Below are 13,944 nucleotides of genomic sequence, written 5' to 3'. Positions count from 1 at the left end.
CGCCTCCACACCACGGCCAGCCCCGCAAAGGAACCAACCCGGTAGTACTACGACACAAACAGCACCAGAACAACAGCACCATGATTGATGATTCCACCCATGAGCACACCCGGCCACACATTCGGCGACCGCAGGTGTATCGCTCCTTAGAAAGGAGGTGATCCAGCCGCACCTTCCGGTACGGCTACCTTGTTACGACTTAGTCCCAATCGCCAATCCCACCTTCGACCACTCCCTCCACACAAGGTGGTTAGGCCGTGGGCTTCGGGTGTTACCAACTTTCGTGACTTGACGGGCGGTGTGTACAAGGCCCGGGAACGTATTCACCGCAGCGTTGCTGATCTGCGATTACTAGCGACTCCGACTTCATGGGGTCGAGTTGCAGACCCCAATCCGAACTGAGACCAGCTTTAAGGGATTCGCTCCGCCTCGCGGCATCGCAACCCTCTGTACTAGCCATTGTAGCATGCGTGAAGCCCAAGACATAAGGGGCATGATGATTTGACCTCATCCCCACCTTCCTCCGAGTTGACCCCGGCAGTCTCCCATGAGTCCCCACCATTACGTGCTGGCAACATGGAACGAGGGTTGCGCTCGTTGCGGGACTTAACCCAACATCTCACGACACGAGCTGACGACAACCATGCACCACCTGTACACCAACCAAAAGGAAACAACATCTCTGCTGCGATCTGGTGTATGTCAAGCCTTGGTAAGGTTCTTCGCGTTGCATCGAATTAATCCGCATGCTCCGCCGCTTGTGCGGGCCCCCGTCAATTCCTTTGAGTTTTAGCCTTGCGGCCGTACTCCCCAGGCGGGGCGCTTAATGCGTTAGCTACGGCACAGACCTCGTGGAATGAGGCCCACACCTAGCGCCCAACGTTTACGGCATGGACTACCAGGGTATCTAATCCTGTTTGCTCCCCATGCTTTCGCTTCTCAGCGTCAGTAATGGCCCAGAGACCTGCCTTCGCCATCGGTGTTCCTCCTGATATCTGCGCATTTCACCGCTACACCAGGAATTCCAGTCTCCCCTACCACACTCTAGCCTGCCCGTACCCACTGCAGACCCGGAGTTAAGCCCCGGGCTTTCACAGCAGACGCGACAAACCGCCTACAAGCTCTTTACGCCCAATAATTCCGGACAACGCTCGCACCCTACGTATTACCGCGGCTGCTGGCACGTAGTTAGCCGGTGCTTCTTCTCCCGCTACCGTCACCCCGAAAGGCTTCGTCACGAGCGAAAGGAGTTTACAACCCGAAGGCCGTCATCCCCCACGCGGCGTCGCTGCATCAGGCTTTCGCCCATTGTGCAATATTCCCCACTGCTGCCTCCCGTAGGAGTCTGGGCCGTGTCTCAGTCCCAATGTGGCCGGTCACCCTCTCAGGCCGGCTAACCGTCATCGCCTTGGTAGGCCACAACCCCACCAACAAGCTGATAGTCCGCGAGTCCATCATCCACCACCAAAAAGGCTTTCCACCCCCAACCATGCGGCCAAGAGTCATATCCAGTATTAGACCTCGTTTCCAAGGCTTATCCCAGAGTGAAAGGCAGGTTACTCACGTGTTACTCACCCGTTCGCCACTAATCCACCCACAGCAAGCTGCGAGCATCATCGTTCGACTTGCATGTGTTAAGCACGCCGCCAGCGTTCGTCCTGAGCCAGGATCAAACTCTCCAAAAAAAACTATTCTGCAAAATCCAATCCCAGCTGAAATCAACAGAAGATAAAACTTCGTCAACATCAACCAAACAAAAAATCTGGCATCAATCACTCGACACGCTGTTGAGTTATCAAGAAACGATCAGGCATCCGGTCAGCCGCCGGCAATGCGACGATCGACCGGAACTGTCATCCTCAGGTTCTGTTCGGCTCTTGGGCGTCAGACCGAGGTCCTCGCGCACTTGGCTCCGAACAAGGTCCAGGTTAGCAGGGCCTGCGTGGCCCCGTCCAACCGGATCCGCCAGCCCGTTTCGCGCTGACCTGAGGAACAGTACGGCACGTTCCGCGCGGTGTGCAAATCGAGCCCCGCGCCGACCCAAATTCCCTGCGAGCACAGGGAATTGGGCTCATTCAGCGAACTCGCCGAGCAGGTCCGCCCGCGTCAGGACGCCGGTCGGTTTGCCGTTCCGCACGATCATCACCGCGTCGGTGCCGCTGAGGGCCGCACGGACCTCCGAAACCGGCTCCCCGGCGCCGATCAGCGGCAGCGGCTCGTCCATGTGGCTGCCCACGGAATCGGTCAGGCTCGCCTTCCCCGCGTAGAGGGCGTCGAGCAGGGAGCGCTCGCTCACCGAGCCCGCCACCTCGCCGGCCATCACCGGCGGCTCCGCGTTCACCACGGGCATCTGGGAGACGCCGAACTCCTGCAGGATCGAGATCGCGTCGCGGACCGTCTCGCTGGGGTGGGTGTGCACCAGCGCCGGCATGTCCCCCGCCTTGCGCTTCAGCAGCTCCCCGGCCGTGCGCTCGGTGTGCTCGCGCAGGAAGCCGTACGACGCCATCCATTCGTCGTCGAAGATCTTGCCCATGTAGCCGCGTCCGGAGTCCGGCAGGAGCACCACGACGGTCGCCTCCGCCGGCAGCGTCGCCGCGTGCCGCAGCGCGGCGACCACGGCCATGCCGCACGAGCCACCCACGAGCAGCCCCTCCTCGCGGGCCAGCCGACGGGTCATCGCGAACGACTCCGCGTCGGAGACCGGGATGACCTCATCGACCACGCTCGGGTCGTACGCCGCGGGCCACATGTCCTCACCCACGCCCTCCACCAGGTAGGGGCGGCCGGTGCCTCCGGAGTAGACCGACCCCTCGGGGTCCGCGCCGATGATCCGCACCCGTCCGCCGTCCCGGTCCGCGGAGACCTCGCGCAGGTAGCGACCGGTGCCGGTGATCGTCCCGCCGGTGCCGATGCCGGTGACGAACGACGTCAACGCACCGTCGGTGTCCCTCCAGATCTCCGGACCAGTGGACCTGTAGTGCGAGTTGGGTCCCTCGGGGTTGGAGTACTGGTCCGGCTTCCAGCCGCCCGGGGTCTCTGCCGCGATCCGGTCCGAGACCGAGTAGTAGCTGTCCGCGTGGTCCGGCGGGACCGAGGTGGGCGTCACGACGACCTTCGCGCCGTACGCGCGCAGCACCGCACGCTTGTCCTCACCGACCTTGTCCGGGCACACGAAGATGCACTGGTACCCATTGCGCTGTGCCACCAGCGCCAGGCCGACCCCGGTGTTGCCGGACGTCGGCTCCACGATCGTCCCGCCGGGGAGCAGTGCGCCCGACGCCTCCGCCGCCTCGACCATCCGCAAGGCGATCCGGTCCTTCACCGATCCCCCCGGGTTCAGGTACTCCACCTTGGCGAGCACCGTGGCGGCGATGCCCTCGGTGACACGGTTCAACTTGACCAGGGGGGTCTCCCCTACGAGGTCGGCGATGTGCTCGGCGTATTTCATGCCTCCATGGTCGCAGGCGTATTCAGCCCACGACGTCCCAGTCCCCGCCCTGGATGAGACGATCAGGTCAGGGCAGGGGCACCTGTCCGCGGTTCGCGCGAGAGGAGGTCAGCACCGACATGGGTAGAGCACGACGGGCACGCAAGATCGCGGCGCGCGCGGCGTACGGCGGCGGCATCGGAGCCGTCGGCGCGGGACTCGTCGGAGTCACGGGGTGGGCGGTGCTGAAGGGCGAGGCGGCGATGGCCCGCCGGATCGTCGGGCATCCGTTCGACGGCGCACCCGATGATCAGGGCACCTACGGCTCCGCGCCCGGTGTGCCGCTGGACCTGCTGGTGCTCGGCGACTCCACGGCGAAGGGCCTCGGCGCGGACCTACCGCACCAGACCGTCGGCGCGATCAACGCCACCGCCCTGGCCGCTATCGCCGGTCGCCCCGTCCGACTGACCAACTTCGCCGTCGTGGGTGCCGTGTCCACCGACCTGGACCGCCAGGTCGAGCAGGCGCTGGCCCTGCTGCCGCACCCCGACGTCTGCATCATCATGGTCGGCGCCAACGACGTCACCCAGCGGATGGCGCGCTCCACCTCGGTCCGCCACCTGTCCTCGACCGTCGTCGCGCTTCGCGAGGCGGGGTGCCAGGTGGTGGTGGGCACCTGCCCCGACCTCGGCGTCATCGAGCCGGTGCCCCAGCCGCTACGACTGCTGGCGCAGCGGTGGTCCCGCGATCTCGCCGCGGCCCAGACCGTGGGGGTCGTCGAGCACGGCGGCCGCACGGTCTCCCTCGGCGACCTGCTCGGGCACGAGTTCCGCAGCACCCCGCAGGTCATGTTCAGCAAGGACCGCTTCCACCCGTCGGCCGCCGGCTACGCCCGGGCCGCTTCCGCACTGCTGCCCAGCGTCCTGGACTCCCTCGGCTTCGCGTCGGCGGACACCGATCGCACCCCCGACGTACGCCGCGGAGAGGGCATCAGCCCGGTCTCCGTCGCCGCCACGTACGCCGTGCGCGACCCCGGCACCGAGGTCGCCGGCACCGAGGTCAGCGGCGACACCCGCAGTCGGCAGGGCCGCTGGGCGGTCCTGTTGCGGCGGCACCGGACCCCGCTGCCCGACACGCAGGACGAGCCGCGAGCGCCCGCCGACGGTCCCGACGCGGGATCCGCGGACGGCGACCTGCGGGACGAGTCCAGCGTCGACACCGCAGACGTCTAAGCGGTCCTGGGCCCGTGGCGAGCACGCCACCGGGGCCATTCGTCGACCGTTACCGCTCGCATAGGATCGCCCTCAGTCCGAGCGATGTCATGCCGGGCAGATGAGAGCAATCCCCAGCTATCCCCCAGTGATCCAGGAGTGCCGCAATGCCCGAGGCCGTCATCGTCTCCACCGCCCGTACGCCGATCGGTCGTGCGTTCAAGGGATCGCTGAAGGACATCCGCCCGGACGACCTGGCGACCCAGGCCGTGCTGGCCGCGCTCGACAAGGTGCCCGGCCTGGACCGCGCGCTGGTGGAGGACTTCTACCTCGGCTGCGCCGAGCCCTGGGGCGAGCACGGTGCCAACATGGCCCGCGTCGTCGCCGTCCTCGCCGGCCTGGACCACGTCCCCGCCTCCACAGTGAACCGCTTCTGCGCCTCCTCCGTGCAGACCACCCGGATGGCAGCGCACGCCATCCGCGCCGGTGAGGGCGACGTCTTCATCTCCGGCGGCGTGGAGTGCGTGTCGCGCTACGCGTCGTTCTCCGGCGCCGGCGGCACCTCCGCCGACTGGCAGAACCCGAAGTTCGCCGACGCGATCGCCCGCACCGAGCAGACCGCCAAGACCGGCGCGTCCTGGCACGACCCGCGCGAGGACGGCCAGCTGCCCGACATCTACATCGCGATGGGCCAGACGGCCGAGAACGTCGCCAGCTCCCGGGGCATCAGCCGCCGCCGTCAGGACGAGTGGGGCGTCAGCAGCCAGAACCGTGCCGAGGCCGCGATCGCCTCCGGCTTCTTCGAGCGCGAGATCACGCCCGTCACGCTTCCCGACGGCACCGTCGTCTCCCGTGACGACGGCCCCCGCGCCGGCGTCACCCTGGAGAAGGTGGAGGCACTGCAGCCGGTCTTCCGCGAGAACGGCACCGTCACCGCCGGCAACTGCTGCCCGCTGAACGACGGCGCCGCGGCGGTCGTCGTGATGAGCGACGTCAAGGCCAAGGAGCTCGGCCTGACCCCGCTGGCCCGCGTCGTGTCCACCGGCGTCTCGGCGCTGTCGCCCGAGATCATGGGTCTCGGACCGGTCGAGGCGTCACGGCAGGCGCTGGACCGCGCCGGCCTGACCATCGCCGATATGGACCTCTACGAGATCAACGAGGCCTTCGCCGCTCAGGTGCTGCCGTCCGCGGACGACCTGAAGATGGACTTCGACAAGCTCAACGTGCACGGCGGGGCGATCGCGCTCGGCCACCCGTTCGGGTCGACCGGAGCCCGGATCACCACCACCCTGCTCAACGGGCTGCGCGAGGTCGACGGCACGTTCGGCCTGGAGACCATGTGCGTCGGCGGCGGCCAGGGCATGGCCGTCATCTACGAGCGACTGTCCTGACCTCGGACATCTCGGTCAGCTCGATCGTCGCGATGGCCGGCACCGGCGGTGTCGCCCTGCTGCAGGATCCGCGTCCGGACGACGTCCGGCGCGCCCTGCAGCGGGTGACCCTCCGGTGGCGTCAGCTGCCGGTCGACCGGGCGGACGCACTGTCCGCCACGGTGCGTACTTTCGCCGCCCGGTGCGCGGAACTGGACCCGGCGGACATCCCGGAGCTCGGTCCGGCGACCGCGGTCGACCAGCTGTCGGTCGCGGTCTTCGACGCGTGCGCGAGCGGCCGCTCCGCCCACCTCAGCGAACGGCTCGGCGAGTTGCTCGCGCAGTTGGCCTGAGGACGCGCGTCCTCACGGCATCCGCTCGCCGGCCTCGACGGACTGCTCGATGATGTTCTGGGCCGGCGCCAGCGGACACACCCAGCGGTCGTCGTAGCGACACGACGGGTGGTAGAGGAAGTTCAGGTCCACGACCATCTCCTGCCCGGCGCCTCCCAGGTCCGCGCCCTTGGCCGTGTCGAGCAGATAGCGTCCGCCGCCGTACGACGTGCTGCCCGCGGTGCCGTCGCGTAGCGGCAGGAAAAGGCCGCCGGCGTACTGGTCCAGCCACCAGACGGCGACGCGCGCATCGAACGGGTCCGGCAGGGTGATCCACCCGGCCAGGCTCAGGCTGGTCGATCCGTCGGCGCCCGAGTCGATGGCGAGCTGGTGCGGCGCGCCCGCGGGCTCCAGCGGGAGCGTCCACCGCAGAGCCGGGTCGTAGGGCCACACCGGGATCCCGCTGCGGCGCAGAGGGTCTCCGGCGGCCAACGGACTCTGCGGGTGGTGCAGGAACAACGACTCCCTTCCCGCGCGCCAACGTGCGTGACCCTCGGCCGGGTCGACGCTCACGCGCACCTGCGCGTAGAGCTGGGCCACCTCGCGACGCCAGGCCGACAGTTGCAGTGCGGTGCGCGAGTCCATGCCCGCGAGACTACGGACGGGTCACCGACCGACGTACGACGCAGGGCCGCCGCCCGGGACATCCCCCGGGCGGCGGCCCTGTGCGTGGTGCGGGTGGCGTCAGTTGCGCATCCGCGCGAGCAGCCGCAGCAGCTCCAGGTAGAGCCAGACGATCGTGACGATCAGACCGTGCGCCATCAGCCAGGAGTACTTCTCGGGGAGCCCGGCCTGCACGGCGCGGGTGATGGAGTCGAAGTCGATGGCGAGGGAGTACGCGGCGAGCGCGATGCCGATCAGGCACAGCGCGATGCCGATGCCGCCCATCCCGAAGAACCCGAAGCCGCCGAGCACACCGGTGAACTGCAGCACCAGGTTGATCAACCCGAAGAGCATGTAGCCCACAAGCGCCATGAAGAAGATCTTCCGGCTGCGCTCGGTTACCTTGATGAGGCCGAACTTCCAGCCGGCGAACATCGCCACGAAGACGCAGGCCGTGCCGAGCACGGCCTGGGCGACCACGCCGGGCCAGATCGTGTTGAAGTACTGGCTGCACGCTCCGACGAAGAGCCCCTCCACCACGGCGTAGGTGAGGATCAGCGGCACCGAGACCTTCTTCATGAAGGCGATGGCCAGCCCGATTCCGAGCCCGACGAACATGCCACCGATCCAGATGGCGAGCCCCACGGACTGGTCGCCCCGTGAGATGAACCAGGAGACCGCGGCCGAGACGACCAGGAGACCGAAGAGCGTCAGCGTGCGCACGAAGACGTCGTCGAGAGTCATCGCACGACCCTGGCCGGTGGTCACCGGCGGGAAGCCGTACCCCTGCTCCGGCTTGTCGAAGGTCGGCTGCGGGGCGTATCCCTGCGGCGCCTGCTGGCCGTAGCCGCCCGGAGGCGGGCCGTACGGGTCGCGGGGCGGCGGGTTGTAAGGAGTCGCCTGGCCGCGCTGACCGAACTGCGGCTGGCCGATCCCGGCGTACTTCCCCTGCGACAGCTCGCGGTTGAAACGCGAGAAGACGGGGTTCGTGGGCATTGCTTCCTCCGAAGCCGAGACGGTGCGCCCCATCGGCGCACACCTGCGTCACATCCTATGACGATCGAGGGGGCCCGCCGGTTCCCCGCGAACCCCGGCGAGCACCGGAACCGCGCGGTTTCAGCGGCTCTGTCGCGCGTCGTGGACGGTGATCGCGACCTGGACGCGGTTGGCCGCCTCCAACTTGGTGAGCACCCGCGAGACGTGCGCCTTGACCGTAGGCACGCTCAGATAGAGCTGCCGGCCGATCTGGGCGTTGGACAGACCCTCCCCCACCCCGATCGCCACCTCCCGTTCGCGGTCGGTGAGCCGATCGAGCCGGTGGCGTGCCGCGGCCCCGCGGTCGTCGTCGCCGCTGGAGGCGACCCTGCTCATCAGGCTCGCCGTGATGGTCGGCGACAGCATCGGCTCGCCGTCCGCGACGGCCCGCACGGCCTGCACCAGGCGGTCCGGTGGCGTGTCCTTCAACAGGAACCCGCTGGCTCCCACCCGCAGCGCACGCAGGATCAGGTCGTCGGTGTCGAACGTGGTGAGGACGATGACCCGGACGTCGTCGGCGTAGCGCCGCACCATCTGATCGCACGCGCTGATCCCGTCCAGCCGCGGCATCCGGATGTCCATGAGGACGACGTCCGGTCGATGCCGGGCGACCACGTCGAGTGCCTCGAGGCCGTCGCCGGCCTCGGCCAGGACGGTGATGTCCGGCGCGCCGCCCAGGATCATCCGCAATCCGGCGCGTACCAGCGCCTCGTCGTCGACCAGGACCACCTCGACGCCGCCCACATCCTGCTCAACCATGGCCGGCACGCTCCCACGGCAGCGACGCGCGGACCAGGAAACGGTGCGCCCGGTCGACCTCGTAGGTGAGCTCGCCGCCGGCCAGCACCGCGCGCTCGGTGAGACCGATGAGGCCAAGGCCCGAGCGCGTCGGCGCATCCGCGCCGCGGCCCGACGACGGCGTCGCCATCGCGTTGCTGACCTCGATGTGCACGCCGGCGCCGTTGTCCACCTCGATCCTGACGGCGACCTGCGAGGTCGGGGAGTGTTTGCGAGCGTTCGTCAGACACTCCTGCACAATACGAAAAGCGTTGCGGGACAACGGCTCCGGCACCGACCTCAGATCGCCCTCGGTGTCGGCCTCGATGGACGCTCCGGCCTCACGTTCGTGGTCGATGAGCGCGGGCAACTGCGCCAGGGTGGGCAGTGGAGCCGCCACCTGACTCTGGTCCAGATCCGGATCGCGCAGCACCCCCAGCACCTCCCTCAACTCGGTCAGTGCCAGGTGGGAGTTCTCCTGGATGAGGGTCGCGGTCTCGCGGACCTGGTCGGGGGGCAGGTCCGCGCGGTAGGCCAGGGCGCCGGAGTGCATCGCGACCAGCGAGATCCGGTGCGCGAGGACGTCGTGCATCTCGCGGGCGATCCGGGCCCGCTCTCCGGCCCGCGCCTGCGCGACGCGCAGGTCCCGTTCCCGCTCGGCGGTCTCGGCGCGTTCGTGCAGTTGAGCGACCAGCTCCCGCCGGGCTCCGATGAACAGTCCGACCGCCACGGCGAACGCGAGCGACAGCACGCTGGTCGTGAGATTCGTGACCCGCTCGCCCAGCCCCGTGTCCGCGGGGTGCACCGCGCTGAACACCACTCCGGTGACGATCCAGGCGGTCCCGGCGAGGACGATGTCTCGTCGCACGCGATGCGTACAGAGGGAGATGAGCGCGATCCCGGCCGCGGCGACCGTGCTGGCCACCACCGCCGTGGACGCGATGAGGACGAGCGTGACTGCGAGCGGCCGGCGGCGGCGCAGCAACAACAACGGCAGGAGCAGCGCTCCCGCGAGGAGATCGACGTAGGGCCACCAGTCGTGGAAGTGGTAGTGAGCCGTCGTGCCGTCGGCCACCGTCGCCAGCCAGAGCAACGCGCCGACCACGGCGGACGCGAGCAGACGCCACGTCTCGCTCCACCACCGGGGCATCCGGATCCGGACATCGCTCGTCACCCTGCCGACCCTAGGGCGGATCACGGGCCCGGGCCCTCCGTGGCGCAGCATCCCATCCCGACGGACCGGCGACCCCCTACCGAAGTCGCACACGCCGTATGCGCACGGCCGATGTGCGACCCCTGCGGCTTTCGGCAGCGTGGTCGTCATGATCACAGTCGAGAACCTGACCAAACGCTACGGCGGGTACACCGCCGTCGACGACGTGTCCTTCACCGTGCGCCCGGGGGCCGTCACCGGCTTCCTCGGCCCGAACGGCGCGGGCAAGTCCACCTGCATGCGGATCGTCTGCGGGCTCACGCCCGCGACCTCCGGGCGGGCGACCGTGCTCGATCGCCCGTACGCCGCCCTGCCGAACCCCGGTCGCCACGTCGGCGTACTGCTGGACGCGTCCGCGCAGCACGCGGGTCGCACGGGCCGCGAGGTGCTCACCCTCGGGGCCGTCACGATGGGGCTGGCGCGCACCCGGGTGGAGGAGCTGCTCGATCTGGTGGGGCTGACCGACGCCGAGGCCGGGCGCCGCATCGGGAACTACTCGCTCGGGATGCGCCAACGCCTCGGAATCGCCCACGCCCTGCTCGGCGACCCCGAGGTGCTCATCCTGGACGAACCCGCCAACGGTCTGGACCCCGCCGGCATCCGATGGATGCGCACGCTGCTGCGCGGATACGCCGACCAGGGCGGCACCGTACTGCTGTCCTCCCACCTGCTGCACGAGATCGAGGTCGTCGCGGACGAGCTGCTCGTCATCGGCCGCGGGAAGATCGTCGCCCGCGGTCCCAAGAACGAACTGATGCAGGCCACCGGCACGACGGTGCGCTCGACCGACGACCCGGCGTTCGAACGCGTGCTGGCGGACGCCGGTCTGCAGTCCGTCACCGACGGTGACGGCCTGCGGGTCAGCGCGGACCCGGCTGAGATCGGCGCACTCGCCGCCCGGCACGGCGTGGTCCTGACCCTTCTGGCACCGGCGGGATCCGCGGGCCTGGAAGACATGTTCCTGCGGCTGACCGCCGCTGACGCACGAGAGGAAGTGCCAGCATGACCACCGTAGAGACCTCCCGGGTCACCGCACCACGGCTGCCGGCCCGCCTGCCGGCCCCCGACGATCGCGCGGTGCCCTTCACCCGGCTGGTGCACGTCGAACTCCGCAAGACCCTGGACACCCGCGCGGGCCGATGGCTGCTCATCGGCATCACTGCGGTCACGGCCATCGTCGTCGGCATCGTCATCTTCACCGGGTCTGCCGACGCTCACAAGGATCTGAGCGACTTCCTGACCGCGACCGTCATCCCGCAGTCGATCCTGCTGCCGCTGCTCGGCATCATCACCGTGACGTCCGAGTGGACTCAGCGAACGGGTCTGGTCACGTTCGCGCTCGAGCCGGATCGCACGAGGGTCGGCCGGTCCAAGCTCGCCTCCGCTGCGTTGCTCGGTCTGCTCGTCCTCGCGACAGCCGTCCTCCTCGCCGTCGTGGCGACCGGGCTGTGCGAGGTGCTCCGCGGCGGCCACCCGACCTGGTCGTTGGACGCCCTGACGATCGGCGGCGTGGTGCTCGCCCAGCTGCTCGCCGTCGTGCAGGGGGTCGCGTTCGGCCTGGTGCTGCAGAACACGCCCGCGGCGATCGTCTCCTATCTCGTGCTCCCCCAGGCATGGACGATCGTGGGCGACCTCGTGCACGGTCTGCACGGTGTGCAGCCCTGGCTGGACCTCAATTCGGCGACCAGTCCGCTGGTCGATGCCTCGATGACCGCCGAGAACTGGGCACAGCTGGGGGTGGCAGGGCTCGTGTGGGTGGTCCTACCACTCATCGCAGGCGTCGTCCGTCTGCGGCGCAGCGATGTCAAATGACCCGCGCCGCATGACGACAGCACGGCCCGGTGGGCGATCAGGGGACCCACCGGGCCGTGTGGCGCGCTGTCTCGAGATGTCCGTGACCAGTGCCCCCGACGGGACTCGAACCCGCACTCGAGCGATTTTAAGTCGCCTGCCTCTGCCGATTGGGCTACGAGGGCAGAGACAGGCTAGCCAGACGGGGCGGGCGGGCGTGCGACGCCACGTCCCCAGTCGACACGTCCCTCAGTCGGTGTGCAGCAGTGAGAGCGCGATGCCGTCGAGGATGTCGGCCTCGCTCGCGCGTACCTGCTCCATCCCGGCGGTCTGCGCCAACCGGGTCACGATGCGGCTCCAGATGAGGGCACCCGCGCCGATGACGTCGACCCGCCCCTGGTGCATGAACGGCATGGCAGCCCGCTCGGCCCGGTCCGCCGCCAGGATCGCCCGGCAGGACGCGAGGATCTGCTCCACCGGGAGGCTGGCGCCGTGGATGACGGCGGGGTCGTACGCGCGCAGCTGCAGCGCGTGCGCGGTGATGGTCGTGACCGACCCGGCGAGCCCGACGAGGGTCGCGACCCCGTCGAAGCCGACCTGTGCCTGCGCCCGGTCGACGGCGGCGTCGATGTCGCGGGTGGCCGCATCGATCTGCACAGCGGTCGGCGGGTCGGAGCGCAGGTGCCGCTCGGTCATCCGTACGCAGCCGATGTCGGTGGACAGCGCCGCGTCCACGGTGCGTCCGCCACGAACGAACTCGGTGGAGCCACCACCCAGATCTACGACCAGGTAGGGGCCGGGCACACCGGTCGCGATCAGGTCGCCGGTGGCTCCCCGGAAGCTGAGCCGCGCCTCCTCGTCGCCGGTGACGACCTCGGGTGAGACGTCGTACGCGGCGAAGGCCTGGCGTACGCCGGCCACGAACTCCTCGGCGTTCGACGCATCGCGGGACGCCGAGGTGGCGACGAATCGCACTGCGGTGACCGCGTTTTCGGTGCACTGGGCGGCGTACTCGCGAGCCGTGGCCAGGGTACGGTCCATGGCCTCCGGCGCGATCCGGCCGGTGGCGTCGATGCCCTGTCCGAGCCGGACGAACTCCATCCGGCGCACCACGTCGACGGGCGGGCGAGCGCCGTCACTGTCGGCGATCAGCAGTCGGATGGTGTTGGTGCCGCAGTCGACCGCCGCGACCCGGGTCACTCGGCCTCCGGGGAGCAGCAACCGCCGGTCCACCACGCGGGTAGCGCGGCCAGCGCCTCGTCACCGAGCGGGTTCACACCGGGGCCGACGGCCATCGAGTGAGCGACGAGCACATGCAGGCACTTGACGCGGGTCGGCATCCCGCCGGCGGAGATCCCGGCGATCTCGGGCACATCGCCGAGCTCGGCGCGGTGCCGCAGATAGTCCTCGTGCGCGGATCGGTAGCGTGCGGCCAGGTCGGGGTCGTGCTCCAGCCGTTCGGTCATCTCGCGCATCATGCCCTGGGACTCCAGGGTGCTGATGGCGCCGGTCAGGCGCGGGCAGGTCGCGTAGTACGTCGTGGGGAACGGCGTGCCGTCCGGCAGCCGCGGCAGCGTGCGGACCACGGCCGGGCAGCCGCACGGGCACCGGGCCGCCACGTCGATCGCGCCGCGCGGCACCCGGCCGAGCTGCTGTTCGATCGCCGCGAGGTCGGCCTCACCGATGGAGCTCGTCGTCATCGGACTCGTCACCGGGGCGGGGTGCGCACCAGCGACTGCCACAGCTGCCCGTACCACGGGTGGGTGCTGGACGCCGTGGTCGCCGCCACCACGCCCGACTTGGTCACGGGGTGCGTCGTGCCCTGCTTGTCGACCACGATCGTGAGCGTCCCGCCCGGTGCCACGAAACCCAGGCGCTTGGCGGCCTGCGCCTTCACGTACGCCGGGTCGTTCCACTCCTTCTGCTGCGCCTGCAGGGAGCGGATGTCGGCCTGCTGGGAGGCCACCTGACTGCGCATGCCGTTGATGTCGCCCTGGGCCCGCAGGTAGCTGCGCAGCGTGGGGGTGATGAGCACCGCGAGGAAGACCACGAGCGCGCCGAGCACCGTGAGCCGGCGCATCGAGCGCGGCGTACGACGCGGGCGTGCAGCCCGGGCGGCGCCGCC

At 69.1% G+C, this 13,944-nt stretch carries 13 protein-coding genes, 1 tRNA gene and 1 rRNA gene; 5 read left to right on the top strand and 10 right to left on the bottom strand.

Features of this window, described 5'->3' with window-relative positions:
* Positions 1 to 150: 150 nt before the first annotated feature.
* Together HNR15_RS03415 and HNR15_RS03410 are read right to left on the bottom strand one after the other, a co-directional pair.
* Positions 151 to 1,685: ribosomal RNA gene (locus HNR15_RS03415) — 16S ribosomal RNA — on the bottom strand.
* Between the two features lie 386 nt (positions 1,686 to 2,071).
* Entirely contained in the window at positions 2,072 to 3,448 is a 1,377-nt protein-coding gene (locus tag HNR15_RS03410) for a cystathionine beta-synthase (protein WP_179479127.1), read from the bottom strand.
* 119 nt (positions 3,449 to 3,567) lie between these two features.
* On the opposite strand from HNR15_RS03410, the gene HNR15_RS03405 reads away from it, so the two are divergent.
* The 3 genes from HNR15_RS03405 to HNR15_RS03395 all read left to right on the top strand — a co-directional run bounded on the left by HNR15_RS03405 (position 3,568) and on the right by HNR15_RS03395 (position 6,361).
* Positions 3,568 to 4,659: an SGNH/GDSL hydrolase family protein gene (locus HNR15_RS03405; RefSeq protein WP_179479125.1), complete on the top strand. Its 1,092-nt coding sequence runs from the start codon at positions 3,568 to 3,570 to the stop codon at positions 4,657 to 4,659.
* Between the two features lie 146 nt (positions 4,660 to 4,805).
* Positions 4,806 to 6,029 (top strand): acetyl-CoA C-acetyltransferase, encoded by a 1,224-nt coding sequence (locus HNR15_RS03400; RefSeq protein ID WP_179479123.1) that lies wholly within the window; start codon positions 4,806 to 4,808, stop codon positions 6,027 to 6,029.
* A 32-nt stretch (positions 6,030 to 6,061) separates the two neighbouring features.
* Positions 6,062 to 6,361 (top strand): hypothetical protein, encoded by a 300-nt coding sequence (locus HNR15_RS03395; RefSeq protein ID WP_179479121.1) that lies wholly within the window; start codon positions 6,062 to 6,064, stop codon positions 6,359 to 6,361.
* A gap of 12 nt (positions 6,362 to 6,373) precedes the next feature.
* On the opposite strand, the gene HNR15_RS03390 is transcribed toward HNR15_RS03395, so the two are convergent.
* From HNR15_RS03390 to HNR15_RS18570, 4 genes are all read right to left on the bottom strand, one after another.
* Positions 6,374 to 6,985, bottom strand: a complete 612-nt coding sequence (locus tag HNR15_RS03390) for a DUF1684 domain-containing protein (RefSeq protein ID WP_179479119.1) — start codon at positions 6,983 to 6,985, stop codon at positions 6,374 to 6,376.
* Between the two features lie 99 nt (positions 6,986 to 7,084).
* Entirely contained in the window at positions 7,085 to 7,999 is a 915-nt protein-coding gene (locus HNR15_RS03385; protein WP_179479117.1) for a Bax inhibitor-1/YccA family protein, read from the bottom strand.
* 120 nt (positions 8,000 to 8,119) lie between these two features.
* The gene (locus HNR15_RS03380) at positions 8,120 to 8,797 is read right to left on the bottom strand and encodes a response regulator transcription factor (protein WP_179479115.1); all 678 of its coding nucleotides are present in this window, start codon (positions 8,795 to 8,797) and stop codon (positions 8,120 to 8,122) included.
* Positions 8,790 to 9,989: a histidine kinase gene (locus HNR15_RS18570; protein WP_179479113.1), complete on the bottom strand. Its 1,200-nt coding sequence runs from the start codon at positions 9,987 to 9,989 to the stop codon at positions 8,790 to 8,792. Before HNR15_RS18570 ends, HNR15_RS03380 begins: the two co-directional genes overlap by 8 nt.
* Before the next feature lie 148 nt (positions 9,990 to 10,137).
* Here HNR15_RS18570 and HNR15_RS03370 point away from each other — a divergent pair, with 148 nt between their 5' ends.
* Complete coding sequence (locus HNR15_RS03370) at positions 10,138 to 11,034, top strand: ATP-binding cassette domain-containing protein (protein ID WP_179479111.1); 897 nt, start codon at positions 10,138 to 10,140, stop codon at positions 11,032 to 11,034.
* Positions 11,031 to 11,840 (top strand): ABC transporter permease, encoded by an 810-nt coding sequence (locus tag HNR15_RS03365; RefSeq protein WP_179479109.1) that lies wholly within the window; start codon positions 11,031 to 11,033, stop codon positions 11,838 to 11,840. Before HNR15_RS03370 ends, HNR15_RS03365 begins: the two co-directional genes overlap by 4 nt.
* Positions 11,841 to 11,930: 90 nt before the next feature.
* Here HNR15_RS03365 and HNR15_RS03360 read toward each other — a convergent pair.
* The 4 genes from HNR15_RS03360 to HNR15_RS03345 form a co-directional block, all read right to left on the bottom strand.
* Positions 11,931 to 12,004, bottom strand: a tRNA-Leu gene (locus HNR15_RS03360).
* Between the two features lie 64 nt (positions 12,005 to 12,068).
* Entirely contained in the window at positions 12,069 to 13,019 is a 951-nt protein-coding gene (locus HNR15_RS03355; RefSeq protein WP_179479107.1) for a Ppx/GppA phosphatase family protein, read from the bottom strand.
* Positions 13,016 to 13,519, bottom strand: coding sequence for a DUF501 domain-containing protein (locus HNR15_RS03350; protein ID WP_179479105.1), 504 nt, complete (start codon positions 13,517 to 13,519; stop codon positions 13,016 to 13,018). The genes HNR15_RS03355 and HNR15_RS03350 overlap by 4 nt, the downstream gene beginning before the upstream one ends.
* A gap of 8 nt (positions 13,520 to 13,527) precedes the next feature.
* Positions 13,528 to 13,899: an FtsB family cell division protein gene (locus HNR15_RS03345; protein ID WP_179479103.1), complete on the bottom strand. Its 372-nt coding sequence runs from the start codon at positions 13,897 to 13,899 to the stop codon at positions 13,528 to 13,530.
* Positions 13,900 to 13,944 lie beyond the last annotated feature (45 nt).

It is taken from the genome of Allobranchiibius huperziae, from assembly GCF_013410455.1.
In the GTDB taxonomy this organism is placed as follows: Bacteria; Actinomycetota; Actinomycetes; order Actinomycetales; family Dermatophilaceae; genus Allobranchiibius; species Allobranchiibius huperziae.
The sequence above is the reverse complement of the archived record's forward strand: the minus strand, read 5'-3'. Positions and strand labels throughout refer to the sequence as shown.

Coding starts and splice junctions, on each gene's coding strand:
- HNR15_RS03410 (WP_179479127.1), bottom strand. CDS start 3,448: ATGAAATACGCCGAGCACATCGCCGACCTCGTAGGGGAGACCCCCCTG.
- HNR15_RS03405 (WP_179479125.1), top strand. CDS start 3,568: ATGGGTAGAGCACGACGGGCACGCAAGATCGCGGCGCGCGCGGCGTAC.
- HNR15_RS03400 (WP_179479123.1), top strand. CDS start 4,806: ATGCCCGAGGCCGTCATCGTCTCCACCGCCCGTACGCCGATCGGTCGT.
- HNR15_RS03395 (WP_179479121.1), top strand. CDS start 6,062: ATGGCCGGCACCGGCGGTGTCGCCCTGCTGCAGGATCCGCGTCCGGAC.
- HNR15_RS03390 (WP_179479119.1), bottom strand. CDS start 6,985: ATGGACTCGCGCACCGCACTGCAACTGTCGGCCTGGCGTCGCGAGGTG.
- HNR15_RS03385 (WP_179479117.1), bottom strand. CDS start 7,999: ATGCCCACGAACCCCGTCTTCTCGCGTTTCAACCGCGAGCTGTCGCAG.
- HNR15_RS03380 (WP_179479115.1), bottom strand. CDS start 8,797: ATGGTTGAGCAGGATGTGGGCGGCGTCGAGGTGGTCCTGGTCGACGAC.
- HNR15_RS03370 (WP_179479111.1), top strand. CDS start 10,138: ATGATCACAGTCGAGAACCTGACCAAACGCTACGGCGGGTACACCGCC.
- HNR15_RS03365 (WP_179479109.1), top strand. CDS start 11,031: ATGACCACCGTAGAGACCTCCCGGGTCACCGCACCACGGCTGCCGGCC.
- HNR15_RS03350 (WP_179479105.1), bottom strand. CDS start 13,519: ATGACGACGAGCTCCATCGGTGAGGCCGACCTCGCGGCGATCGAACAG.
- HNR15_RS03345 (WP_179479103.1), bottom strand. CDS start 13,899: ATGCGCCGGCTCACGGTGCTCGGCGCGCTCGTGGTCTTCCTCGCGGTG.